The organism is Streptomyces macrolidinus, assembly GCF_023887685.1.
Lineage (GTDB): Bacteria > Actinomycetota > Actinomycetes > Streptomycetales > Streptomycetaceae > Streptomyces > Streptomyces macrolidinus.
In genome coordinates this window covers 1-24393 of the sequence record NZ_JAMWMR010000009.1, presented here as the reverse complement: position 1 = coordinate 24393, position 24393 = coordinate 1, and the positions used below count along the sequence as shown (strand labels likewise).

The 24393-nt window shown below is 71.9% G+C and carries 21 protein-coding genes; 10 read left to right on the top strand and 11 right to left on the bottom strand.

Features of this window, described 5'->3' with window-relative positions; genetic code table 11:
* Positions 1 to 169 precede the first annotated feature (169 nt).
* On the top strand, positions 170 to 1753 hold the full coding sequence (locus tag NGF19_RS13020; protein WP_252425015.1) for an MDR family MFS transporter: 1584 nt from the start codon (positions 170 to 172) through the stop codon (positions 1751 to 1753).
* Positions 1754 to 2286: 533 nt separating this feature from the next.
* On the opposite strand, the gene cseC is transcribed toward NGF19_RS13020, so the two are convergent.
* From cseC to NGF19_RS12995, 5 genes are all read right to left on the bottom strand, one after another.
* Positions 2287 to 3651, bottom strand: a complete 1365-nt coding sequence (gene cseC / locus NGF19_RS13015; protein WP_252425014.1) for a two-component system sensor histidine kinase CseC — start codon at positions 3649 to 3651, stop codon at positions 2287 to 2289.
* Between the two features lie 8 nt (positions 3652 to 3659).
* A complete protein-coding gene (cseB, locus tag NGF19_RS13010) occupies positions 3660 to 4364 on the bottom strand; it encodes a two-component system response regulator CseB (protein ID WP_252425013.1) in 705 nt (234 codons plus the stop codon).
* 10 nt (positions 4365 to 4374) lie between these two features.
* Positions 4375 to 5028, bottom strand: a complete 654-nt coding sequence (locus NGF19_RS13005) for a hypothetical protein (RefSeq protein ID WP_252425012.1) — start codon at positions 5026 to 5028, stop codon at positions 4375 to 4377.
* Positions 5016 to 5555, bottom strand: a complete 540-nt coding sequence (locus NGF19_RS13000) for a SigE family RNA polymerase sigma factor (protein WP_252425011.1) — start codon at positions 5553 to 5555, stop codon at positions 5016 to 5018. The genes NGF19_RS13005 and NGF19_RS13000 overlap by 13 nt, the downstream gene beginning before the upstream one ends.
* A gap of 315 nt (positions 5556 to 5870) precedes the next feature.
* On the bottom strand, positions 5871 to 6821 hold the full coding sequence (locus NGF19_RS12995) for an HhH-GPD family protein (protein ID WP_252425010.1): 951 nt from the start codon (positions 6819 to 6821) through the stop codon (positions 5871 to 5873).
* A 274-nt stretch (positions 6822 to 7095) separates the two neighbouring features.
* Between NGF19_RS12995 and NGF19_RS12990 the strand changes: the two genes are divergently transcribed.
* Positions 7096 to 7890, top strand: coding sequence for a hypothetical protein (locus NGF19_RS12990; RefSeq protein ID WP_252425009.1), 795 nt, complete (start codon positions 7096 to 7098; stop codon positions 7888 to 7890).
* A gap of 14 nt (positions 7891 to 7904) precedes the next feature.
* Here the strand turns inward: NGF19_RS12990 and NGF19_RS12985 are convergent, their stop codons facing one another.
* From NGF19_RS12985 to radA, 3 genes are all read right to left on the bottom strand, one after another.
* The gene (locus NGF19_RS12985; protein WP_252425008.1) at positions 7905 to 8264 is read right to left on the bottom strand and encodes a DUF6204 family protein; all 360 of its coding nucleotides are present in this window, start codon (positions 8262 to 8264) and stop codon (positions 7905 to 7907) included.
* Between the two features lie 77 nt (positions 8265 to 8341).
* Positions 8342 to 9466 carry a DNA integrity scanning diadenylate cyclase DisA gene (disA, locus tag NGF19_RS12980; RefSeq protein WP_252425007.1) on the bottom strand — a complete coding sequence of 375 codons (1125 nt, stop codon included), beginning with the start codon at positions 9464 to 9466 and terminating at the stop codon, positions 8342 to 8344.
* A gap of 81 nt (positions 9467 to 9547) precedes the next feature.
* Positions 9548 to 10957: a DNA repair protein RadA gene (radA, locus tag NGF19_RS12975; protein ID WP_252425006.1), complete on the bottom strand. Its 1410-nt coding sequence runs from the start codon at positions 10955 to 10957 to the stop codon at positions 9548 to 9550.
* Between the two features lie 212 nt (positions 10958 to 11169).
* On the opposite strand from radA, the gene NGF19_RS12970 reads away from it, so the two are divergent.
* Entirely contained in the window at positions 11170 to 12900 is a 1731-nt protein-coding gene (locus NGF19_RS12970; protein WP_252425005.1) for a BACON domain-containing protein, read from the top strand.
* Between the two features lie 27 nt (positions 12901 to 12927).
* On the opposite strand, the gene NGF19_RS12965 is transcribed toward NGF19_RS12970, so the two are convergent.
* Positions 12928 to 13788, bottom strand: coding sequence for a DUF3109 family protein (locus NGF19_RS12965; protein WP_252425004.1), 861 nt, complete (start codon positions 13786 to 13788; stop codon positions 12928 to 12930).
* A gap of 41 nt (positions 13789 to 13829) precedes the next feature.
* Here NGF19_RS12965 and NGF19_RS12960 point away from each other — a divergent pair, with 41 nt between their 5' ends.
* The 3 genes from NGF19_RS12960 (at position 13830) to ilvD (ending at position 17796) form a co-directional block, all read left to right on the top strand.
* Positions 13830 to 14762, top strand: a complete 933-nt coding sequence (locus tag NGF19_RS12960) for a Ppx/GppA family phosphatase (protein WP_252425003.1) — start codon at positions 13830 to 13832, stop codon at positions 14760 to 14762.
* A gap of 185 nt (positions 14763 to 14947) precedes the next feature.
* Complete coding sequence (locus tag NGF19_RS12955) at positions 14948 to 15772, top strand: sugar phosphate isomerase/epimerase family protein (RefSeq protein WP_252425002.1); 825 nt, start codon at positions 14948 to 14950, stop codon at positions 15770 to 15772.
* A gap of 170 nt (positions 15773 to 15942) precedes the next feature.
* Positions 15943 to 17796 carry a dihydroxy-acid dehydratase gene (gene ilvD, locus NGF19_RS12950; RefSeq protein WP_252425001.1) on the top strand — a complete coding sequence of 618 codons (1854 nt, stop codon included), beginning with the start codon at positions 15943 to 15945 and terminating at the stop codon, positions 17794 to 17796.
* Between the two features lie 44 nt (positions 17797 to 17840).
* Here ilvD and NGF19_RS12945 read toward each other — a convergent pair whose 3' ends face one another.
* On the bottom strand, positions 17841 to 19982 hold the full coding sequence (locus tag NGF19_RS12945; protein ID WP_252425000.1) for a serine/threonine-protein kinase: 2142 nt from the start codon (positions 19980 to 19982) through the stop codon (positions 17841 to 17843).
* Positions 19983 to 20125: 143 nt separating this feature from the next.
* On the opposite strand from NGF19_RS12945, the gene NGF19_RS12940 reads away from it, so the two are divergent.
* The 4 genes from NGF19_RS12940 to proC all read left to right on the top strand — a co-directional run bounded on the left by NGF19_RS12940 (position 20126) and on the right by proC (position 22784).
* On the top strand, positions 20126 to 20416 hold the full coding sequence (locus tag NGF19_RS12940; RefSeq protein ID WP_252424999.1) for a hypothetical protein: 291 nt from the start codon (positions 20126 to 20128) through the stop codon (positions 20414 to 20416).
* Positions 20417 to 20538: 122 nt separating this feature from the next.
* The gene (locus NGF19_RS12935; RefSeq protein WP_252424998.1) at positions 20539 to 21033 is read left to right on the top strand and encodes an EamA/RhaT family transporter; all 495 of its coding nucleotides are present in this window, start codon (positions 20539 to 20541) and stop codon (positions 21031 to 21033) included.
* A 50-nt stretch (positions 21034 to 21083) separates the two neighbouring features.
* On the top strand, positions 21084 to 21863 hold the full coding sequence (locus NGF19_RS12930; protein WP_252424997.1) for a class I SAM-dependent methyltransferase: 780 nt from the start codon (positions 21084 to 21086) through the stop codon (positions 21861 to 21863).
* Positions 21864 to 21971: 108 nt separating this feature from the next.
* On the top strand, positions 21972 to 22784 hold the full coding sequence (proC, locus tag NGF19_RS12925) for a pyrroline-5-carboxylate reductase (protein ID WP_252424996.1): 813 nt from the start codon (positions 21972 to 21974) through the stop codon (positions 22782 to 22784).
* A gap of 45 nt (positions 22785 to 22829) precedes the next feature.
* On the opposite strand, the gene trpS is transcribed toward proC, so the two are convergent.
* Positions 22830 to 23828, bottom strand: coding sequence for a tryptophan--tRNA ligase (gene trpS, locus NGF19_RS12920; protein ID WP_252424995.1), 999 nt, complete (start codon positions 23826 to 23828; stop codon positions 22830 to 22832).
* Positions 23829 to 24393: the final 565 nt, after the last annotated feature.

The window sequence follows — 24393 nt, the reverse complement described above, 5'->3', positions numbered from 1 at the left end:
TCGTCGCACTCCTCGCAGTCGCGGACCATCTGCCGACCGGCCGGCGTACAGACCCGCGCAAACTTACTTGACGCCCGGCTAGTTACGGGGTTACCGTCCCAGTGTAGTCAACTAGCCGGTCGGCAGGTAAGGGCCCGGTCGGCTCGCAAGACCAGGGAAGTGGGGGGCCATGGCGGACAGCACGGCACCAGTCGGAAGCGACAAACAACCACGGAGCGTACGGGTCGTCCTGCTCGCTCTCATGATCACGATGATGCTCGCCATGCTCGACAACATGATCGTGGGCACGGCGATGCCGACGATCGTCGGCGAGCTGGGCGGCTTGCAGCATCTGTCCTGGGTGGTGACGGCCTACACCCTCGCGACCGCCGCCTCCACTCCTCTGTGGGGCAAGATCGGTGACATGTACGGGCGCAAGGGCGCCTTCATGAGCTCGATCGTGATCTTCCTGATCGGTTCGGCGCTCAGCGGCATGGCCCAGGACATGGGCCAGCTCATCGGCTTCCGCGCCTTGCAGGGCCTCGGCGCCGGTGGCCTCATGGTCGGCGTCATGGCCATCATCGGCGATCTGATACCGCCGCGGGAGCGCGGCAAGTACCAGGGCATGATGGCCGGTGTCATGGCGCTGGCGATGATCGGCGGACCGCTGGTCGGCGGCACCATCACCGACCACTGGGGCTGGCGCTGGGCGTTCTACATCAACCTGCCCCTCGGCATCGTCTCCCTGGTCGCCATCAGCGCCGTGCTGCATCTGCCGAAGAAGCGCGCCAAGGCCCGTATCGACTACCTCGGCGCCGGGCTGCTGACCATCGGGATCACCTCGATCGTGCTGGTCACCACCTGGGGCGGCACCGAGTACGAGTGGACCTCCCCGCGGATCATGGAACTGATCGGGATCGGCGTCGTCGCGCTCGTCGGGTTCGCGCTCTGGGAGACCAAGGCCACCGAGCCGGTCCTGCCGCTGCACATCTTCCGCAGCCGCAACTTCTCGCTGATGGCGCTGATCGGCTTCATCACCGGGTTCGTGATGTTCGGCGCGGTGCTGTTCCTGCCGCTCTACCAGCAGTCGGTGCAGGGCGCGTCCGCGACCAACTCCGGGCTGCTGCTCCTGCCGATGCTCGGCGCGATGCTCGTCATCTCGATGATCGCGGGCCGGATCACCACGAACAGCGGACGGTACAAGGCCTTCCCGGTGATCGGCAGCGTGCTGATGATCGCCGGTCTGTTCCTGCTCTCCCGGATGGACACCGAGACGACCCGGTTCACCTCCGGTGTGTACATGGCCGTCCTGGGCGCCGGTATGGGCTTCCTGATGCAGATCACCATGCTGGTCGCGCAGAACAGCGTGGAGATGAAGGACATGGGCGTCGCCTCCTCGTCCGCGACCCTCTTCCGTACGCTCGGCTCCTCCTTCGGTGTCGCGATCATGGGCGCCCTGTTCAACAACCGGGTGCAGGACGTGATGCAGCAGCGGGTGGGCCCGCAGTCCGAGGTCACCGCGCAGTCCGCGCAGTTGGACGCGAAGAGCCTGGACAAGCTGCCGACGCTGGTCCGCGAGGCCTACCAGCACGCGGTGTCGGCGGGCACGCACTCCGCGTTCCTGCTCGGCGCGGTGGTGGCCGTGGCCGCGCTGATCGCCGCGGTGTTCGTGAAGGAGGTCCCGCTGCGGGGAGCGGGCCCGGACAAGAAGGCGGGCGGGGACGCCCCGCAGGACACCGCACAGGCACAGCCGCCGGTAGCCAAGGCGGTCTGAGCCCCGAAGTCCCCCCGGAGCCATGTGTGCGCTCCGGGGGACTTCGCTTGTGCGCGTCCGGCTGAGGGGAGCCACTTGCCCCGGGGGTCTTCGCTCGTTGCGTCCCGGGGCGTTACTCGTCCCAGGGGCCTTCGCTCGGCCGTGCCCCGCTCAGGGGCTGGTCGCCGGGCACGGTCGCGGGACCACTGCTCAGGGAGCCACTTTGCCGGGGGCTTTCGCTCGTGCGTGCCCTGCTGAGGGAGCCATCCGCCCCGGCAGTCGCTCGAGCGCGTCCGGCTCAGAGGAGCCACTCGTCCCGGGGGCCTCCGCTCGTGCGCGCCCGCTCCGGGGCCTCGCGCCGTTTCCGGAGGCGTCCCGGCGACCCCACGGCAGCCCCGCGAGCCCTCGCTTTGCCGACTGGGGCGTCGGAGTCCTGCTCAGAGGAGCTATCCGCTTCGGGGTCTTCGCTCGTGTGCCCTGACCAGGCGACCCACTCGTCCCAGGGCCTTCGCTCTGCGTACCCGCTCAGGGCGCGGTCGCGGGAAGCTCGGCCGTTACTTTCCCGACATGGGCAGCGCCGGGAAGCTTCCTGTGTTCGTCGGGGCGTGTTCCGGTAGCCACAGCACTGCGACCGCACCCTCGGCCGGGATGTCTTCCGGGGCTCCGGCCGGGCGTACGTTGCGGAAGGTCAGGCGGGCGCCGAGGACCCGTGCCTGGCCCGCCGCGATCGTCAGGCCCAGGCCGTGCCCGCGACCGGAGCGGTCCGAGCTGCCCGTGCGGAAACGGCTCGGCCCCTCGGCGAGGAGTTCCTCGGGGAAGCCGGGCCCGTGGTCCCGTACGCGGATCACCCGGCCCTCGACCGAGACCTGGACCGGCGGCTTGCCGTGCCGGGCCGCGTTCGCCAGCAGATTGAACAGCACCCGCTCCAGCCGACGCGGGTCCGTGGTGACCTCGGACTCATGGACCACCCGGACCTCGATGTCCGAGTCCTTCGCGGCCACCCGCCGGCTCACGAACTCGCCGAGCAGGATGTCCTGGAGTTCGGCCCGCTCGGAGGCGCCGTCGAGGCGTGCGACCTCCAGGACGTCCTCGACCAGCGTGCGCATGGCCTTCGCGCGGTCCAGCACCAGCTCGGTGGGGCGGCCCGGCGGCAGCAGTTCCGCCGCCGTCAGCAGACCCGTGACCGGAGTGCGCAGCTCGTGCGCGATGTCCGCCGTCACCCGGCGCTCCGCCTCCAGCCGCTCCTGGAGCGCGTCCGCCATCGCGTCGACCGCACGCGCCAGATCGTCCGTCTCGTCGCGCACCACACCGCCGATCGCGTCCCGTACTCGTACGTCGGTCTCGCCCTGGGCGACCCGGTTCGCCGCTGCCGCCGCCTTGCGCAGTCGCCGCGAGAGCTGCCCGCCGATCAGTACACCGAGGGCCGAGCCGCCGAGGACGACCGAGATCGAGCCGATGATCAGCGCCTGGTCGAGGTCCTTCATCACCTCGGTGCTGCGGTCGGTGAAGGGGGTGTGCAGGGACAGCACCCTGCCGTCCTTGAGCGGGACGGCGGCCCAGATGTCCGGCACCCCGTGCGCGCCCTCGGAGACATAGGTGGCGCGTCGGCCTTCCCTGACCTTCTCCAGCAGATCCTGCGGGATGGCCGGGTCGTCGACCTTGACCCCGAAGGACAGCGTGCGCCCGGACTCGTACATCCGCTGGGCCACCTGGACGCGCGAGTCGGCGAGGTCGCGTGAGTTGTTGAGCATCGAGACCCGCGCCGCGCTGTGCACGACGAGGCTCAGCGCGAGCGCGACCAGCGCGCCGACCAGGGCGATCGCCGCGCTGAGCTTCCAGCTCAGACCGGTTCGTATGCCCGCGTCCTCGGGGACCAGGCGCTTGAGGAGCCGCCGCACGCGCTTGAGAACCCTTCGCATGCTCCTGGTCAGGCCTTCAACTTGTAGCCGAAGCCGCGGACCGTCTCGATCCGGTCCTGGCCGATCTTCGTGCGCAGCCGCTGGACATGGACGTCGACGACCCGCGTGTCACCGCCCCAGCCGTAGTCCCACACACGCTCCAGCAGCTTGTCGCGCGAGAGCACCGTGCCCGGCGCCGAGGAGAACTCCAGCAGCAGCCGCATCTCGGTGGGGGTGAGCCCCACCGGCTGCCCCGACCTGCGTACCTCCATGCCCTCGGTGTCGACCTCCAGATCACCGAAGGTGAGCACGGCGGTGTCGCCGGACGCCGCGTCCTCGGCCGCCCGGTGGGGGCCGCTCGCGTGTCCGAAGCGGCGCAGCACGGCACGGATGCGCGCGACCAGTACGGCGCCGTCGAACGGCTTGGTGACGTAGTCGTCGGCGCCGGCCTCCAGGCCGAGCACGACGTCGATCGAGTCGGCGCGCGCGGAGAGCATGATCACCGGGACGGTCGACTCGTCGCGGATACGGCGGCACAGGCTGACGCCGTCGAGACCGGGGACCATGACGTCCAGCAGGGCGATGTCGGGGCGGTCGGCGCGGAAGGCCTCCAGGCCCGAGAGCCCGTCGGGCATCGCGGTGACCGCGAAGCCGTCGCGCTCCAGCGCGAGCTGGGTGGCCTCGCGGATGACGTCGTCGTCCTCGACGAACAGGACGTGGGTCTGCTCTGCCATCCGAATGCCCTCAGTTCCCGGTGGGCGCGACCGCGTCGCCGTTGCCCACCGCGTTGCTGTACTCGTTGTGCGTGCGGGACTGCTCGGTGAAGTGCTTCGCCTTCCAGCGGTAGGTGATCACTTCCTCGCTGGAGGGATAGTCCACCGAGTCACTCTTGTCGAACACCTGCTGTGTCACCACCAGCTCGCCGCGGTCTATCTCCGCGTAGACCGGAGGCTCCTCGGCCTTGAACACATTGTGGTACCTGTCCTGAGCCCTCCGGTACACGTACGAGCCCACGCCGACGGCGTCACCGCAGGTCATGACGTTGACCACGATGTCGTTCGCGGAGCCTTGGGTCAGGTTCCCGTACGACACGTCGACCGGGTACTCGTCGCCCACGCACGGCTTCAGGTCGTTCTTGACGGCGCTGGAGACCAACGGGTCCGCCTTGACCATCCGCACGACGTCCATGCGCGTGGGTTCCCTGGTGGTCGGCGACGAGGAGGGGGTCGTATGGGACACCACCGTGTTGCCGCCCGCCGGGCCCTCGTCGCGGGCGCCTGTGCCACCGGTGGCACAGGCGGAGGCGAACAGACCGAGGGCGGCGATCATGGCCAACGCCACGATCGCCGCCTTGCGGGCTCTGTCGGACCGTATGGCTCCTGTGCCTAGGCCGCGCAACGCTCCCGCTCCTCACGCTCCAGCGCGCGTGCGTCCAGGTCGCGCGCCTCCAGCTCCTGGCGGAGCCGGGCGAGCGCCCGGTGCAGCGTGCTCTTGACCGTTCCGGCCGACATGCCGAGGGCGGCGGCCGTCTCCTCAGTGGACATCTGCTCCCAGTGTCGCAGGACGACGACACTGCGCTGCTTCGGAGCCAGCACCTTCAGGATGTCCATCAGCAGGGCGCGGTCGGCGTGCTGTTCGGTGGCGTCCTCGACACTCGCGTCGGGGAGCTGCTCGGTGGGGACCTCCTCCAGCTTGCGGGCCCGCCACCACTCCGTCCGGGTGTTGATCATGACGCGGCGCAGATAGGCGTCCGCGAGGCGCTTGTCGGCGATGCCGTCCCAGCGGCCGTACGTGCGCACCAGCGCGGTCTGCAGCAGGTCCTGGGCGTCCGTGGGGTCCGGGACCAGCCGGCGGGCACTGCGCAACAGCGCGTCCTGCCGGGTGCGGACGTACTCCTCGAATTCGAGCACCTCGCCGTGCGCCATTCCAACCGCCTCCGTTCCCCGTTTCCGACCTGCGCACCACGCCGTGCGCGGTACGCATATGAAGCTACGGAGGGCTTGTCACGAGGTTGTCCGAGGCAGCCTGCGAGAAGCGCTCGGCTGTCCGTCGGTTGTGTAACGGAAGTAGGAACGGGGTAAGGCCGCGCGGTAGTTGGGGATGGTATCGGGGGATTTGCCCTGTTGGTGGATGGGGCGAGCTGTGACAGGGCCGGGGGCGGGCTGTGGCCGCGCTGAGAGATCGGTGTGCGCGGTCCGCCCGGACGCCCGCGGGAGGGCGGGCGTCCGGGCGGGGCGGTGTCAGGTGAGCGGGAGGCGGTAGAGGCCCCCGGGGAGGGGCTCCACCAGGCCGTCGGAGACCAGGCCGTCCAGCGCGCGGGCGCGCTGCACCGGCTCGTCCCAGACGCGGTCGAGGACCGACTGCGGAACCGGGTGCGAGGCCTCCCGCAGGACGGCCAGGAGTCGGCCGCGCACCTGGCGGTCCGTGCCCGCGTACGTCTGGCCGCGGCGCGGCGGGCCCTCGTGCTCCGGCTTCCCGGCGAGCCGCCAGGCGCACCGACCGGCGATCGGGCACTGGTGGCAGGTCTCGTTCTTCGCGGTGCACACCAGCGCGCCCAGCTCCATGGACGCGGCGGCCCAGCGGGAGGCGGTGCGCTCGTCCTCGGGCAGCAGCGCGCGGGCGAGCTTGCGCTCGGCGGCGGTCGTGGCGTTGGGCGGGTACTGCACACCGGTGACCGCGCGTGCCAGGACGCGGCGCACATTGGTGTCGAGGACCGCGTGCCGCTGGCCGTACGCGAAGGAGGCGACCGCCGCGGCCGTGTACTCGCCGATGCCGGGCAGGGCGAGCAGTTGGGCGTGGTCGGTGGGTACGTCGCCGCCGTGCCGCTCCGCTATGGCGACGGCGGCGCCGTGCAGGCGCAGTGCGCGGCGTGGATAGCCGAGGCGGCCCCAGGCGCGGACGGCCTCGCCGGGCGGTTCCTTGGCGAGGTCCGCGGGGCGTGGCCAGCGGGCGAGCCACTGTTCGTAGACGGGCAGGACGCGGTTGACCGGCGTCTGCTGCAGCATGAACTCGCTGACCATCACGCCCCAGGGTCCGGCCTCGGGGCGCCGCCAGGGCAGGTCGCGGGCGTGCTCGTCGAACCAGGCGATGACAGGGGCGTGCAGGCCCCGGTCGGACGCTTGGCCGGTGGTGTCGTCGGCGGAGGCCGGAGCGGGGGCGGGGGCAGGAGGGGGGCTCGTGGGTGCAGTCATGACGCCTTCGATCCTGCCACGGGAAGGGTGGTGCGGTGGGGGAGCGGCTCGGGATGAGGGTGCGTGTGTCGGTTCGGAGCCGCCGTGCGGGGGCATGGCGTCATGCGGCCGTTGAGCGGGTGCGCGCGTCCGCGCGGGGGCCGGCGGAGGGGCCGGGGGACGCTTGCGGAGGGCGTGGACGGGGCGTGGGGTGCGGGATGATGATCCGGAAAAGTTGGGGCTGTGGCGGCGGGTGGGGCAGGGCGCGGCTCCGATCTCTCGTACAGTTTGGGCCGTGGGATCTCTGCGCAATCCGGTCGGGCCGCTTCCCTCCTCCATCTACTGGCGACGGAGGGCCGTAATGCTGTCCGTACTCGCCCTGTTGGTGCTGTTCCTCGTGTGGGCGGTCACCTCTTCCTCGGGCGGCGGTGGCAAGCCCGAGGCGAGCGGTGAGAACGGGAAGCACCCCACGTCGTCGATCACGCCGGGGCCCTCGGGAACCGGGCCCGCGATCAGCCAACACCCGGGCGGGCGCGACGAGTCGGACGACGAGGGCGGTTCGGGAACGGCCGGGTCCTCGGGGTCGGACGGTTCCTCCGACGACGAGGGCGCCGGGTCGGACGGCGGCGACGGCGACGGCGGCAGTTCCTCCGGCAAGCCGATCGAGGCGGGTTCGGGCACCTCGCTGCCCAACTGCACCGCGGAGTTGACGAAGTTGGGCGTACGCAGTGTGCAGAACAGCTACGCGCCCGGGGAGAGCCCGGCGTTCCGACTGAGCGCCGTGAACTCGTCCGACAAGGACTGCAAGGTCGATCTCGGGCCGAAGAAGGCCGTGTTGACGATCACTCAGTCGTCCAGCGACAAGACCATCTGGTCCTCGGCCGACTGCCCGAGCGGCGCGGGAAGCGTGCTGTACCGCGTGCCCGCGGGCGGCCACGCTGCGCTCACGGTGAAGTGGGACCGCAAGCCGAGCGCCCCGAACTGCGCCACGCCGCCCGCGGGTTCGGCGAAGGCGGGCACGTATCTGGTGGAGGCGAAGGCGCCCGGCTTCCCGAGCGTGCCCACGTCGTTCGTGCTGTCGAAGGACTGAGACGCCCAACGGGACTACGAGGATGCGTCCCTGAGGGCTCGGCGCCGGCGCTTGCCGAGGGGGGCCTGGGAGAGGTCCTCGGCCTTGGAGCGGAGGTTCTTGTAGCCGTATCCGCGGGCGGAGAGCCAGGCCTTCGCCGCCTCTTCGGCGCGTTCCGTCGCGGTCAGGATGTCCTCCTCGGCCTCGCCCGAGTCCTGGAAGCGGAAGGTGAAGGCGGGGCGGGCGGCGATGTCGTAAGTGAGGTTGCCCTCCGGGGTGAAGGCCGCGCGCAGTACGTCGTGCTCCGCGGCCCGCGCCTGGAGTTCGGCCCGTTGCCCGTCGTCGAGGCCGTCGAAGACACCGCGGACGGTGATGCGGAAGGTACGGATACTCATCCTGCGAACGTAGACGCGGGGACCGGCGCGCTTCCACCGGGTTTCCGGCGGGCCCGGCGTGATCCGAACGGCAGGCCCTAGACGTACCGCTCCAGGATCGACGACTCCGCCAGGCGGGACAGGCCCTCGCGGACGCTGCGGGCCCGTGCCTCGCCCACGCCGTCCACCGTCTGGAGGTCGTCGACGCTCGCCGCGAGCAGCTTCTGGAGGCCGCCGAAGTGCTCCACCAGTCGGTCGATGATCGCGCCGGGCAGCCGGGGGACCTTCGCCAGCAGCCGGAAGCCGCGCGGCGAGACCGCCGAGTCGAGCGCCTCGGGGGAGCCGGTGTAGCCCAACGCGCGGGCCACCGTGGACAGTTCGAGGAGCTCGCCCTGGCGCAGCGCGTCCAGCTCGGACAGCGCCTCCTCGACCGTACGGGAGCGCTTCGCGGTCGGCTCGGGCACGTAGTCGCGCACCACCAGCTCGCGCTCGGGCTCCACGCCCGCGATCAGCTCGTCCAACTGCAGGGCGAGCAGACGGCCGTCCGTGCCCAGCTCGACCACGTACTCCGCGATCTCCGTGGCGATCCGGCGGACCATCTCCAACCGCTGGGCCACCGCCGAGACGTCCCGGACCGTGACCAGGTCCTCGATCTCCAGCGCGGACAGCGTGCCCGCCACCTCGTCCAGGCGGAGCTTGTAGCGCTCCAGCGTGGCCAGGGCCTGGTTGGCGCGGGACAGGATGGCCGCCGAGTCCTCCAGGACGCGGCGCTGACCGTCGACGTACAGCGCGATCAGGCGCATCGACTGCGAGACGGAGACCACCGGGAAGTTGACCTGCTTGCTCACCCGGTCCGCCGTGCGATGGCGCGTGCCCGTCTCCTCCGTGGGGATCCGGGGGTCCGGGACGAGCTGCACTCCGGCGCGCAGGATCTTCGACAGGTCCGAGGAGAGCACGATGCCGCCGTCCAGCTTGCACAGCTCCCGCAGCCGGGTCGCGGTGAACTCGACGTCCAGCACGAAGCCGCCCGTGCACATCGCCTCGACGGTCTTGTCGGAGCCGAGCACGATCAGACCGCCGGTGTTGCCGCGGAGCACCCGCTCCAGGCCGTCACGCAGGGCCGTACCCGGCGCCACGGCGCTCAGCGAGGCGCGCATCAGCCCATCGGCACCGGAACTCCCACCGGACTTCCCGGGAGCTGCCGCCCGGTCGTTGGCTGCCACTGCACTCCTCCGGTCGCAGGTTCTGGGGCGCTCCCGTGTCGCACACTCGGTTCGTACGGACGGGTGAGACCAGGGCAAAGTCTACCGGCGCTCCTCCGCCTCCCGTGGGGCCTCCCGACGACGAGAGCGCGGCAGGACACGCAGCGCGTCCCCCACATCCGCCACTTCCAGCACCTTCATCCCGGGCGGGATCTTGCCCGGGTCGGTCGGTACGAGCGCGTGCGTGAAGCCCAGACGATGGGCCTCGGAGAGCCGCCGCTGGACCCCCGTGACCCGTCTGACCTCGCCCGCGAGGCCCACCTCGCCGATCGCGACGAGGTTCTTCGGCAGCGGGGTGTCACTCGCGGCGGAGGCGAGCGCGAGGGCGATCGCGAGGTCCGCGGCCGGCTCCGAGAGCCGTACGCCGCCCACCGTCGCCGAGTAGATGTCCTGCTTGCCGAGCGCCTTGATCCGGCCTCGCTGCTCCAGCACCGCGAGCATCATCGAGACCCGGGAGGTCTCCAGGCCCGACGTCGTACGCCGCGGGGAGGGGATCTGGGTGTCGACCGTGAGCGCCTGCACCTCGGCCACCAGGGGGCGGCGGCCCTCCAGGGTGACGGTCAGACACGTGCCCGGGACCGGCTCGTCGCGGCGGGTCAGGAAGAGGCCGCTGGGGTCCGTGAGGCCCGTGATGCCCTCGTCGTGCAGCTCGAAGCAGCCGACCTCGTCCGTCGCGCCGTACCGGTTCTTGACGCCGCGCACCAGGCGCAGGCGCGCATGCCGGTCGCCCTCGAAGTGCAGCACGACGTCCACGAGGTGTTCGAGCAGGCGGGGGCCCGCGATCGCGCCGTCCTTGGTCACATGGCCCACCAGCAGCGTGGCCATGCCGCGCTCCTTGGAGGCGCGGATCAGCGCCCCCGCGACCTCGCGCACCTGGGCCATGCCGCCGGGGGCGCCGTCGATCTCCGGGGAGGCGATGGTCTGCACGGAGTCGAGAACGAGCAGCGAGGGCTTCACCGCGTCCAAGTGGCCGAGGACGGCGGAGAGATCGGTCTCGGCCGCCAGGAAGAGGTGATCGTCGATGGCGCCGATGCGGTCGGCGCGCAGCCGCACCTGGCTCGCCGACTCCTCGCCGGTCACATACAGCGTGCGGTGCTCGTCGCTCGCGGCCTTGGCCGCGACGTCCAGCAGGAGCGTGGACTTGCCGACACCGGGCTCGCCCGCGAGCAGCACGACCGCGCCGGGCACGAGGCCGCCCCCGAGGACGCGGTCCAGCTCGGGCACGCCGGTGGAGCGGGCCGTGGCCTGGCGGCCGTCGACCTGGCCGATGGGCAGCGCGGACGAGGTCACCCGGCCCGGAGCCGTGGTCCGTACCGCGGGCGCGCCGTACTCCTCGACCGTCCCCCAGGCCTGGCACTCGGGGCAGCGGCCGAGCCACTTGGCGGTCTGCCAGCCGCATTCGGTACAGCGGTAGGACGGCCGGTCCTTGGTGGTCTTCGTACGGGCAGCCATGGACGAAACCGTAGCCGAGGCCACTGACACCCCCGGCGGCCCGTGGGCTCTCCGTAAGTCCTCAGGCGGCCCGGCGGCGGGCCGCGGACGCACGGAAGACCCCGGAAGTGGCCGTTCGTATCACCTTATGGAAGATCGTTTCACCCGTACGGAGTAAATGTGCGCAAGGGAGCAGAAGGCGCGACCCTGCGGCGCCTACGGTCGCACAGGTGATGAGCAGCAGGCCGGATACCTCCACGCACGCCACCGGCGCTCACCCGGCGCGCGGGGACGCACGCAAGCCGGGGAGCGCGCCTCGTGGTGCGAACACCCGCACCACGGCCGAGAGTCCGCCCGCGTCCTACGAGCCGTATGTGGACGGCCTGTTCACCTACTGCCTGTCCGTGCTGTGCGATCACGACACGGCGACCGCCGCCCTCGGCGAGGCGCTGGTGCTCGCCGAGCGCCGTGGCGCGCGCGGCCCGGAGGCCCCCGACGACCGGCGCGCCTGGCTGTACGCCCTCGCCCGCTGGGCCTGTCTGCGCAGGCTCGCCGAGGCCCGGCGGCGCCGCCGGGCCGGTCATGCAGCCGGGCGCGATCGCGGCGCTCGCGCGCACAAGGAGGCGGCCGACCGGCGCGCGGCCGACGCGATCCGCGCCGCCGCGCTCCCCGACGAGGTCAAGGAGCTGCGGCGGCGGGAACTCTCCCGGCTCGCCTGGCCGGAGGCCGCCGGGACCACCCCCGAGCAGCGCGAGGCGCTCGAACTCGCCGTACGCCACCAGCTCGCCGCCCATGAGGTCGCCGCCGTGCTCGGCATGGAACTCGCCCCCGCGCGCGAGCTGCTCGCCTCCGCCGCCTGCGAGGTCGAACGCACCCGCACCGCCCTCGCCGTCCTCGAACTCGGAAGCTGCCCGAGCGTCGCGGGCCTCACCGACGATCCCCGGGTCGTCCTCGGTGCCGCCCTGCGCCGCGAGCTGGTCCGCCACGTCGACGACTGCCCGCGCTGCCGCCGCACCGCCGAGCGCGCCACCCCCGGCAACTGGCCCGGCACCAGCGTCACCCCCGCCGCGCTGCCCGTCCTCCCGGCCCCGAAGGAGGCCCTGCGCGCCGCGATGGCGCACGCGCCCCGCGCGCGCGGCGCCGCGCCCCGCTTCGACCGGCGCGGCTTCCCCATGGACCCGAAGGACCACGCGGCCCGCCGCGACCGCCTGCGTACGTACGCCATCACCACGACCGTCGTCGCCGCCGTGATCGCGGCCCCCGTCCTCGCCGTCTGGGCCGCCTACCGCGGCGCGCCCCTCACCGACGACGCCGCCGACGGCCGCACCGCCACCGCACCTGAGGCGCACGGCCCCGGCATCCTCGGCGGCGAGGGCACGGCGGGCTACGAGAACGCGGGCAACGCCCGGACGAAACGGGGCTCCCACGCCGACCGGAACCACCCCGCGTCGAACGTCTCCGTCGAGGTCGTCGGCGCACCGACGGGCGCCCAGGGGCAGCCGCCTCTCACGGTGACGGCGGGCAACGACGGCACGACCACGCTCATCACGCTGACGGCCTCCGGGGACTCACCCGTCCACTGGTCCCTGTCCACGAGCGCTTCCTGGCTCCATCTGGGCCGGTCCTCGGGGACGCTCGCCCCGGGCGCGTCGGTCACGGTCGAGGTGCATGTCGATCATCGTCGCGAGCCCGTGGGTGCCTGGCACGCGCGCCTGACCGTGGCCCCCGCGGGCGCCGTGGTCTCCCTCGACGGCTACGGCTCCGCGGGCCCGTCCACCCCGCGCCCCACGCCCACGCGTCCCGTTCCGTCCCGGCCCACGCCGAGCGGTCCGACGTCCGGCCCGCATCCCACGCCCGTGGACCCGACGCCGACGGAGCCGTCGCCCACGAGCCCGCCCACCTCCGACCCGCCGCCCCCGACGTCACCACCGCCGGGCAGCGACCCGCCGAGCCCGGCGTCGTAGGACCGCGACGGACGCCCGAGGCGCCGCTCAGACCTCGGGGTCCGCGGGATGCGGGGCCACCAGCGGCAACCGCGAGGCCAGCCGCTGCTCGCACAGCTCGACCAGGCGGTCGTACCCCGCCTTGCCCATCAGCTCGGTCAGCTCGGCCCGGTAGGAGACGTAGACCGGTTCGCCCGCGCCGTGCGCCGAGGTCGCCGAGGTGCACCACCAGTGCAGATCGTGGCCGCCCGGTCCCCAGCCCCGGCGGTCGTACTCGCCGATCGAGATCTGCAGGACCCGGGTGTCATCGGGCCGGTCGATCCACTCGTACGTGCGCCGGATCGGGAGCTGCCAGCAGACGTCCGGCTTGGTCTCCAGCGGTTCGCGGCCCTCGCGCAGCGCGAGGATGTGCAGCGAGCAGCCGGCGCCGCCCGGGAAGCCCGGCCGGTTCTGGAAGATGCACGAGCCCTGGTACGGGCGGGTCTGCCGCGAGCCCTCGTCGTCCTCCGTGATCCAGCCCGTCTCCATGCCCACGTCATGGTGCTGCCAGAGTTCCGGCGTCAGCCGTGCCACATGCTCGGCCACGCGCTTCTCGTCGTCCTCGTCCGAGAAGTGCGCCCCCAGCGAGCAGCAGCCGTCATCGGCGCGGCCCGCCTGGATGCCCTGGCAGCCGCTGCCGAAGACACAGGTCCAGCGCGAGGTCAGCCAGGTCAGATCGCACCGGAAGACCTGCTCGTCGTCGGCCGGATCGGGGAACTCCACCCACGCGCGCGCGAAGTCGAGCCCCTTCTCGTCGCTCGCACTCGCGTTCATGGCGGACAGGGACGCCTTCGCCTGCGAAGAACCCTTCGCCTTCTTCTTGTTCTTCTTGGAAGGTTTGTCAGGCTTCGCCTTCTTCGTCTTTGGCACGATTCCAGGGTAAGCGGCGTACAGCCAGTAGCGTTCCGCCCATGAGACTCGGTGTCCTCGATGTGGGTTCGAACACGGTGCATCTGCTGGTGGTGGACGCGCACCCCGGCGCGCGCCCGCTGCCCGCGCACTCGCACAAGGCGGACCTGCGGCTCGCCCAACTCCTCGACGGCGACGGGGCGATCGGCTCCGAGGGGGTCGACCGCCTGATCACGGTCGTCCTGGACGCCCGCCAGGCGGCCGAGGACAAGGGCGTCGAGGATCTGCTGCCCTTCGCCACCTCCGCGGTGCGCGAGGCGAGCAACGCGGACCAGGTGCTGGCCCGCGTCGAGGAGGCCACCGGGGTCCGGCTCCAGGTGCTGGCCGGTGCGGAGGAGGCCCGGCTGACCTTTCTCGCGGCCCGCCGCTGGTTCGGCTGGTCGGCGGGCAAGCTGCTCGTCCTCGACATCGGCGGCGGCTCGCTGGAGATCGCGTACGGCATGGACGAGGAACCCGACGCGGCGGTGTCCCTGCCCCTCGGCGCGGGGCGGCTGACCGCGGCCTGGCTGCCCGGCGATCCCCCGGAGCCCGCCGACGTGAAGGAGCTGCGCCGCCATGTGCGGGCACGGATCGCCCGTACGGTCGGCGAGTTCAGCCGCCTCGGGGCGCCCGACCATGTCGTCGCCACGTCCAAGACGTTCCGGCAGCTCGCCCGGCTCGCCGGGGCGGCGCGCTCGGCCGAGGGCCTGTATGTGCAGCGCGAGCTGAAGCGGGAGTCGCTGGAGGCGTGGGTGCCGCGGCTGGCCGGGATGACGGCCGCCGAGCGCTCGGACCTGCCCGGCGTCTCTGCGGGCCGCGCGGGTCAGCTCCTCGCCGGGGCGCTGGTCGCCGAGGGCGTCATGGACCTGTTCGACGTGGAGGTGCTGGAGATCTGCCCCTGGGCACTGCGGGAGGGCGTGATCCTGCGGCGGCTCGACCACATGGGGCCGCAGTAGCGCAGGGACCCGAAGCAGGGCAGTGGCGGCGGGAGCCCGCCCTGTCCGGGCATTCCCGGCCCATGCCGCCCGTGCCCGGCCCATGTGGTGGCCCGCACTGTCCGCCCGCTCCCGGCCCCCGTGGCAGCCCGTCCCGTCCGTCGTTCCCGGCACACGCGTCAAGGGCAACCCGTACGCTGTCCCTCGTGGCAGAACCAGCAGTGCGCGTCCCGGAGATGAAGGTCGCCCTGTCGACGGCCTCCGTCTATCCGGAGTCGACGGCGACGGCCTTCGAGATGGCGGCGCGGCTCGGGTACGACGGCGTCGAGCTGATGGTGTGGACCGACCCGGTCAGCCAGGACATCGACGCGCTGCGCCGGCTCAGCGACTACCACCAGATCCCCGTACTGGCCGTCCACGCCCCCTGTCTGCTGATCACCCAGCGGGTCTGGTCCACGGACCCCTGGGTCAAGCTCCAGCGCGCCCGCGCCGCCGCCGAGAAGCTGGGCGCGGGCACCGTCGTCGTCCATCCGCCCTTCCGCTGGCAGCGCCAGTACGCGCGCGGCTTCGTGGACGGGGTCTGGCGCATGGCGAACGAGACCGACGTGCGCTTCGCCGTCGAGAACATGTACCCCTGGCGCTACCGGGACCGCGAGATGCTCGCGTACGCCCCCGACTGGGACGTCACCCAGGACGACTACCGGCACTTCACGATCGACCTCAGCCACACCGCGACGGCCCGCACCGACGCGCTGGACATGATCGACCGCATGGGCGACCGGCTCGGCCACATCCACCTCGCCGACGGCAACGGCTCCAGCAAGGACGAGCATCTCGTCCCCGGCCGCGGCAGCCAGCCCTGCGCCGAGGTCCTGGAACGGCTGGCGCGCACCGGGTTCGACGGGTACGTCGTCATCGAGGTCAACACCCGCCGCGCCATGTCCAGCGCCGAGCGCGAGGCGGACCTCGCGGAGGCCCTCGCCTTCACCCGGCTTCATCTGGGGTCGTCGGTCAGACTGCCGCGCGGCTGAGCGGGGCGCACGCCCCCGGCGCATCCGTTCCGTGCCGGAGGCCGGGCCCGGCCTCCGGTGCTTCTGCCGTCCGAGACACGCGTCCCGCATTCCGGACACTCATGTCCAGCCCTTGGAGCGGCGGCGTAGGCTCGACCTGAGTTCAGAACCGTCCGAAGGAGCGAGTGACGATGCCCGAGCTGAGGTCCCGCACGGTCACCCACGGCCGCAACATGGCGGGCGCCCGCGCCCTGATGCGCGCCTCCGGTGTACCCGGTGCGGACATCGGGCGGAAGCCGGTCATCGCGGTCGCCAACTCCTTCACGGAGTTCGTGCCAGGCCACACCCACCTCCAGCCGGTCGGCCGGATCGTCAGCGAGGCGATCAAGGAGGCCGGCGGCATCCCGCGCGAGTTCAACACCATCGCGGTGGACGACGGCATTGCCATGGGCCACGGCGGCATGCTCTACAGCCTGCCCTCCCGCGACCTGATCGCGGACAGCGTGGAGTACATGGTCGAGGCCCACTGCGCCGACGCCCTGGTCTGCATCTCCAACTGCGACAAGATCACCCCGGGCATGCTGATGGCCGCCCTGCGGCTGGACATCCCGACCGTCTTCGTCTCCGGCGGTCCCATGGAGGCCGGGCGCGCCACGCTGGTCGACGGCACGGTGCGCACGCTCGACCTGATCGACGCGATCGCGGACGCCGCCAACGACAAGATCTCCGACGAGGACATCCTCCGTATCGAGGAGAACGCCTGTCCGACCTGCGGCTCCTGTTCCGGCATGTTCACCGCCAACTCGATGAACTGCCTGACCGAGGCGATCGGCCTCTCCCTGCCCGGCAACGGCTCGGTCCTGGCCACGCACACGGCCCGCCGGGCGCTGTACGAGGACGCGGCCCGCACGGTCATGGACCTGACCCGCCGCTACTACGAGCAGGACGACGAGACGGTCCTGCCCCGCAACATCGCCACCACCGCGGCCTTCGAGAACGCGATGGCCCTCGACATCGCGATGGGCGGCTCCACCAACACGATCCTGCACCTGCTGGCGGCGGCGCAGGAGGCGGGCGTCCCCTTCGGGCTCGCGGAGATCGACCAGGTCTCGCGCCGGGTCCCGTGCCTCGCGAAGGTGGCACCGAACGTCGCCAAGAACCGCACGTACTACATGGAGGACGTGCACCGCGCGGGCGGCATCCCCGCCCTCCTCGGTGAACTGCACCGCGCGGGCCTGCTGAACGAGGACGTGCACGCGGTGCACAGCCCGTCCCTCGCGGACTGGCTCAAGACCTGGGACGTCCGCGGCGGCTCCCCCTCCGCGGCGGCGGTCGAACTGTGGCACGCCGCGCCCGGCTGTGTGCGCTCGGCCGAGGCCTTCTCCCAGTCCGAGCGCTGGGAGGCGCTGGACACGGACGCCGAGAACGGCTGCATCCGCTCGGCGGAGCACGCCTACTCCAAGGACGGCGGCCTGGCGGTCCTGCACGGCAACCTCGCCGTCGACGGCTGCGTGGTGAAGACCGCGGGTGTCGACGAGTCGATCTGGACGTTCGAGGGCCCGGCGGTCGTCTGCGAGTCGCAGGAGGAGGCCGTCGAGAAGATCCTCACCCAGCGGATCAAGGAGGGCGACGTCGTCGTCATCCGCTACGAGGGCCCCAAGGGCGGTCCGGGCATGCAGGAGATGCTCTACCCGACCTCGTATCTGAAGGGCCGCGGCCTCGGCAAGGCCTGCGCGCTGATCACGGACGGCCGCTTCTCCGGCGGCACCTCGGGCCTGTCCATCGGCCACGCCTCCCCGGAGGCGGCGTCCGGCGGCACGATCGCGCTCGTCGAGGACGGCGACCGCATCCGCATCGACATCCCGGGCCGCTCCATCGAACTCCTCGTGCCCGACGAGGAGTTGGCCACCCGCCGGGCCGCCCTGAACGGCGTCTACGCCCCCGCGGACCGCGACCGCAAGGTCTCCGCCGCGCTGCGCGCCTACGCGGCGATGGCGACCAGCGCGGACAAGGGCGCGGTGCGGGACGTGGCGAAGCTCGGCTGAGCCGTACTGTGCGAAGGGGCCGCTTCGGTGGCCCCTTCGGCATGTCACCAGTCCGCAGGCCGACGCGCGTTCACGGCGAACAGCGAACCGTCGGGCGCGGCGGCGAACACCTTCCCGTCGGCCGCGATCGGGGCCGGCAGCGTGCTCGCCACGGAGTCCCCCTTGCCGCCGGGCCGCGCCCTCGTCTGACCCAGCAGCCCGCCCCGCGCGGAGTCGACCGCGAACAGCCGCCCGTCCGCCGCGCTGAAGTAGAGCCGCCCGCCGGTCACCACAGGCGCCGACGCGAAGGTGACGGCGGTCTCGAGTCGCCACCGCTGCGCCGAGGTCCGCGTGTCCAGGGCGACGAGCGCACCGCCGTATCCGAGCAGATAGACCGTGTCCCCGTGCACGACCGTCTGGGGACTCTGCAACGGGACGCGCAGCGGGGTACGGCGGACCTTCCGGTCGGCGACGTCGTAGCGCACGACGGCGTTCGTGTACGACTGCGCGTCGTACGAGGTGAGCCAGACCGATCCGTCGTGCGCGCCCACCAGGCGCTGCGGGCCGTCCAGCCGTCGCTGCCAGCGCGTGGTGCCGGTCTCCGGGTCCACGGCGGTCACCCGGGTGTCCGGCCCGGCCGCGCTCACGGCGTACGCCACCCCGTCCCCGTACGACTGGAAGACCGGCCGCGGCTGCCCCGGGATCGCGCGGTGCCACTTCTCCTCGCCCGTGGCGGCGTCGAGCGCGGTCACCGTCCCATCGGCGCCGGTGAGCAGGACGGCCCCCGCGGCATGAGCGACACGGCCGTCGTACGGCGAGATGTCATGGGTCCAGCGGGGCGTACCGGTCGCCGGATCGAGCGCCGTCAGACGTGTGCCGTGCCGGCCTATGACGTGCAGCAGCCCGCCCGAGAGCACGGGTGGGCGCGGGCTGTCCTGCTGCGCCGCCCCGCCACGCACCCACCGGACTCTTCCGCCGGCCGCGTCGACGGCGGCGGCCAGGACGCCGGGGCGGGTGCAGTAGAGCGTCCGTGGGGTGTGGACGCACCGCGCCATGCCGTCGGCCGTGACGCCCGCCGCGCTCAGCTCGATGCCCCAGCCGTGGAAGGCGCTCGTGGAGGTCGCCGCGGTGGGTGTGCCGGCCGCGGGTTCGTCGGAGCCGGCGTAGACGAGGGCACCCGCGAGGGCGGCGAGGGCCGCGACGCCCGGCAGCCACAGCCGCCGTACGACGCTCTTCCGCCGCGAAGTCCGCCGGGAATCGGGCGCCTTGGGGTCGGGCTCGGGTGGCTTGATCTTGAGGTGGGTCGTGTCGTCGCGGCGCTCTGGCCGGAAACCGCTCCGGTCGCGCTGCTGCGGGATGAACGCCTGTGTGTCGTACGAGGCGGACAACGACCGCAGGGCGTTCATCAACTCGTCCGCGGTGGGCCGGTCTTCCGGCTCCTTGGCCAGGCAACGCGCCACGAGCGGGGCCAGGTCCTGCGGTACACCCGTCAAGTCCGGTTCTTCATGGACGACTTGGTACGCGACCAGGTACGGGCTGTCGGAGGCGAAGGGGCCGCTGCCGGTCGCGGCGTGGACGATGAGGGACCCGAGCGCGAAGACGTCCGCGGCCGGCCCGACCTCCCGGGGGCTGCGGAACTGCTCCGGAGCCATGAACGGCGGAGTGCCGATCAATTTGCCCGTCTCGGTGCGCAGTTCGCTGTCGGACGGGCGGGAGATCCCGAAGTCGATGACTTTCGGACCGTCCTCGGCCAGCAGCACGTTGCTGGGCTTGAGGTCGCGGTGCACGACCCCGGCCCGGTGGATGTCCCGCAGGGCCTCGGCCAGTCCCGCCATGAGATGGCGCAGTCGCGCCGGGGGCAGCCCGCCGTTCCGCTTCACATGCTCGGAGAGGGTGGGGCCGGGGATGAAGAGCGTCGCCATCCAGGGGTTGTCGGCCTCGGGATCGGCGTCCACGACCGGTGCGGTGAAGGCGCCGCTGACCCGTCGTGCGGCCGCGACCTCCTGCCTGAACCGCCCCCGGAACTCGGGGTCTTGAGCGAACTCGGCGTGCACCACCTTGACCGCGAGCCGCAGCCCTGAGGCGGACCGCGCGAGATGTACGACCCCCATGCCACCGGAGCCGAGCCGCGTCTCCAGCAGGTACTGCCCCACCTGCAGCGGAAGTTCCGCTTCCGGGTCAGTACCGGCGCTGCGCGGTGGCAGCATCACTCACCCCCCGTGAGTTCGTCCGCGTGTGCGACGCGCCGAGCCTAGTTGATGCTTCACGCGAGACAACGGCGGCTTGCTAGCCTCTGCGCTCCACGCGATCTGGCGTGAACCAATCGGAACCATCAACGGGGGAGGCCGACATGGCGACAGAGGACATCGCGTCCGAGAGCACGGCGCAGGCGACCCGCACCTACCCGGTCGCACCGGGTGTCCGGGTCAACGTCCGCAGCGGCCCCGGCACCACCCACGACATCGTCCGGGTCCTGCCGGAAGGCGCGAGCGTGCCGATCTTCTGCCAGAAGGCGGGCACGACGGTGACGGGCACCTACGGCACGACGAACATCTGGGACTGCATCGGAAGCTCGGAATACGTCTCGGACGCGTACGTGCACACGGGCAGCGACGGCTACATCGCCGCACGCTGCGCGTGACCCTGCGGACGGGCCGCACCACGAACAGGCGCGGCCCGTATCGACCCGAGGCCGAGGAACGGCGCGTACGCGCCCACAAGGCGGAGGCGAGGGCCGATCGTGGGCGGAGCGATAATCGACGCGTGAGCGAAGAGAACGGCACTCCGGCCACCCCCAGGGGCCCCCGCCCCGAACCGATCCGCTTCTTCGGTACCACCTGGGTGGACCACGACGGCGGCTACGGGGCCCGTCGTGCCGCCGTCGCGGCCGGTTCCCTGCTCGCCGCCGCAGCCGCCTGCCTCGTCCTGCGGCTCGCCTACGAGGGTCTCCAGATCGCCGCCGCGGGCACGCTGGTGTCCCTGCTGATCGTGGTCATGTTCGCGGTGTGCAGCGCGCTGGCGTTCGGCCACACCTGGGGAGCCTTCGGCAAACGCCCCGACCCGGAGCGCCAGGCCTCCCTCCGTGGCCTGCTGGCGATCGGGTTCATCGGCTCCCTCCTCGCGTACTTCGTGCGCTCGCTCGGCGAGGCCCCTGGGGAGAAGCTCCACCGCGAGGAGTACGAGACGGCCCGCGCCGCGTACGAGAAGCGGTCCTCCCGCCGCACCGGCAACCCCTCCCGCAAGCGCCGCCGTTCCTGAACCCGGCCGAAGTTCCCGCACAGGCGACCGCGGCCCGCCAGCATGGACGTATGACGGCCATGTCCCGCTCCACCCGCGCCCACTCCTTCAACATCGCCGCGGCCCAGTACGCCGCGAACCGCCCCTCCTACCCGCCCGCCCTCTTCGACGCCCTGGAAGACCTCGCCGCCCGCCCCCTCACCGGCGCCCGCGTCGCGGACATCGGCGCCGGTACCGGCATCGCCACCGCACTCCTCACGGCCCGGGGCGCCGAGGTCGTCGCCGTGGAGCCCGGTGACGGCATGGCGGCCCAGTTCCGCCGCGCCCTGCCCGACGTACCCCTGCTGCGCGGCGACGGCAACGCCCTGCCCCTCGCAACCGCCTCCATGGACGTCCTCACCTACGCCCAGTCCTGGCACTGGACCGACCCCGCCCGCTCGGTCCCGGAGGCCCTGCGGGTGCTGCGCCCCGGGGGCGCGCTCGCGCTGTGGTGGAACAGGGCCGCCCTGGACGTCCCGTGGCTGGCCGAGCAGGAGGACCGTGTCAGGCGGTACGTCGGCACCGGGAAGGGCGCCGAGAGTGTGCGCGCCGAGGACGTCCGTACGGAACTCGCCTTCGCCGGGGCGGCCGAGACCCCGGCCCACGCCCACCGCGTGATCCGCTGGAGCCGCACGGTCCCGGTCGACACCCACCTGGCCAACCTCGGCAGCCACTCCGCCTTCCTCGTTCTCGGGGAGGAGAAGGCGAACGCCTTCCTGGCCGAGGAGCGGGACCACCTCCTCGCAGCCTTCCCGGACGGCAGGGTCGAGGAGGTGTACGACGTGTTGCTGATCGTGGCGACACGCCCTTGACGCGAGGGGGCGCCCGCAGCGTCCCGTTCCCCGGACAACGGCGCGGCCCCACCGTCCCCGGTGCGAGGATGAACGCGGACGAAGCAACCCGTGGAGGGCACCCGCACCATGACGCAGAAAGTCGCAGTCCTCGGCACCGGCAAGATCGGCGAAGCCCTGCTCAGCGGAATGATCCGGGCGGGCTGGGCCCCCGGCGACCTCCTGGTCACCGCCCGCCGCCCCGAACGCGCCGAGGAACTCCGCAGCCGTTACGGCGTCACCCCGGTGAGCAACACCGAGGCCGCGAAGACCGCCGACACCCTGATCCTGACGGTCAAGCCCCAAGACATGGGCGCGCTCCTCGACGAACTCGCCCCGCACGTCCCCGCCGACCGCCTGGTCGTCACGGGTGCCGCGGGCGTCCCCCTCTCCTTTTTCGAGGAACGCCTCACCGCCGGCACCCCGGTCGTCCGCGTCATGACGAACACCCCCGCTCTCGTCGACGAGGCCATGTCCGTCATCTCCGCCGGCAGCCACGCCACCGAGGCCCATCTCGCCCACACCGAGGAGATCTTCGGCGCCGTCGGCAAGACCCTGCGCGTGCCCGAGTACCAGCAGGACGCCTGCACGGCGCTGTCCGGCTCGGGCCCGGCGTACTTCTTCTACCTGGTCGAGGCCATGACCGACGCGGGCATCCTGCTCGGCCTGCCCCGCGACAAGGCCCATGAACTGATCGTCCAGTCCGCGATCGGCGCCGCCGTGATGCTCCGCGACAGCGGCGAGCACCCGGTGAAGCTCCGCGAGAACGTCACCTCGCCCGCGGGCACCACGATCAACGCGATCCGCGAACTGGAGAACCACGGGGTGCGCGCCGCGCTCATCGCCGCGCTGGAGGCCGCCCGCGACCGCAGCCGTGAGCTGGCCTCCGGCAACAACGGCTGACCGGTCACGCCCACCGCCGGGGGACCGGCGGTGGGCGCCAGGGCTTCAGACGGCGGGCAGCAACCCGATCGCCCGGTACGCGGCGTCCACGTACGGCCGGGCCATGCCCCGGGCCTGCTCCGCAGCGGCCCGCAGCACCTCGTCGACGTACCCGGGGTCCGCGCACAGCGCCTTGTGCCGCTCCTGCAAGGGCCGCAGCAACTCGACCACGGCCTCGGCCGCGTCCTTCTTCAAGGCGCCGTACGACGTGTACGTGCCACTGAGCGCCTCGGGGTCCCCGCCCCCGCACGCGGCGAGGATGTCCAGCAGATTGGCGACACCCGGCCGGGCCTCCCGGTCGTACACGACGTCCGTGTGGCTGTCGGTGACCGCCCGCAGGACCTTCTTCCGCATCACCTCGGGCTCGTCGAGCAGGTAGACGATGCCCGGCCCGGAGTCGTCGGACTTCCCCATCTTCGAGGTCGGGTCCTGGAGGTTCATGACGCGCGCCGCGACCTTGGGAGGCGTCGCCTTCGGCACCGTGAACGTGTGCCCGTAGCGCTGGTTGAACCGCACCGCCAGATCCCGGGCCAGCTCCACGTGCTGCGTCTGGTCCTCACCGACCGGCACCTCATCGGTTCCGTACGCCAGGATGTCCGCCGCCATCAGCGCCGGATAGGTCAGCAGGGACAGCCGTACGCTGCCACCGCGCTCGCGTTCCCGCGCTGCCTTCTCCTTGTACTGGATCATGCGGCGCATCTCGCCGTCGGTGGCCACGCACTCCATCAGGTACGACAGCCGCGCGTGCTCGTCCACATGGCTCTGTACGAACACGGTGCACAGCTTGGGGTCGAGCCCCGCCGCCAGCAGCAGGGTGGCCGCCTGGCGGCTGAGCCTGCGCACCCGTGCCGGATCGTGGTCCACCGTCAACGCGTGCAGGTCCACGACGCAGAACAGCGCGTCGGCCTGGTGCTGGTCCACCTCGACCCACTGCTGGACGGCCCCCAGGTAGTTGCCCAGCGTCAGATGCCCGGTCGGCTTGATCCCGCTGAAGACCCGCTTCATCTCTACCTCCTGGTCGAGGCCGCCGTCCCTGGCCGGCCGACCCTCTGGAGGGAGATACGAGAACGGCCGCCGAGGTGGCGGCCGTTGCAATGCATACGTGAGGTCGGCCGCCCTTCAGGCGGCCCACCAGAGTTGGGTGCACGTACGCGTAGTCATGGGCCCAGAGTACGCCTCACGGATGCCGTCCGGGCAAGGGTTGACATCCCTCTGCCGCATCCGTAAGGTTCTCCGGGTTGTCCGACGTGAGCACCGACTCCGGTCGGTCCCCGGACAGCCATCCCGTATGTACTCACCACTGTTCGACGATCAGTCTGTTTGCCTGGCGTCGTTTCATTGGCATGTGTGTGTACGGAATGAGGAATCCACGTTCGAAAGGACGCGGCCCCCGATTAGCGTCGGGAGCTGGGAATCCGCTAAAGTCTCACTCGTCGGAACGGCCCAGCGGCCGGGAAGGCAAGCCCCGCTGACGGGGAATCAGGGCCGAAAGGATCTGATAGAGTCAGAATCGCCGGAAAGGGAAACGCGAGAGCGGGAACCTGGAAAGCACCGAGGAAATCGGATCGGA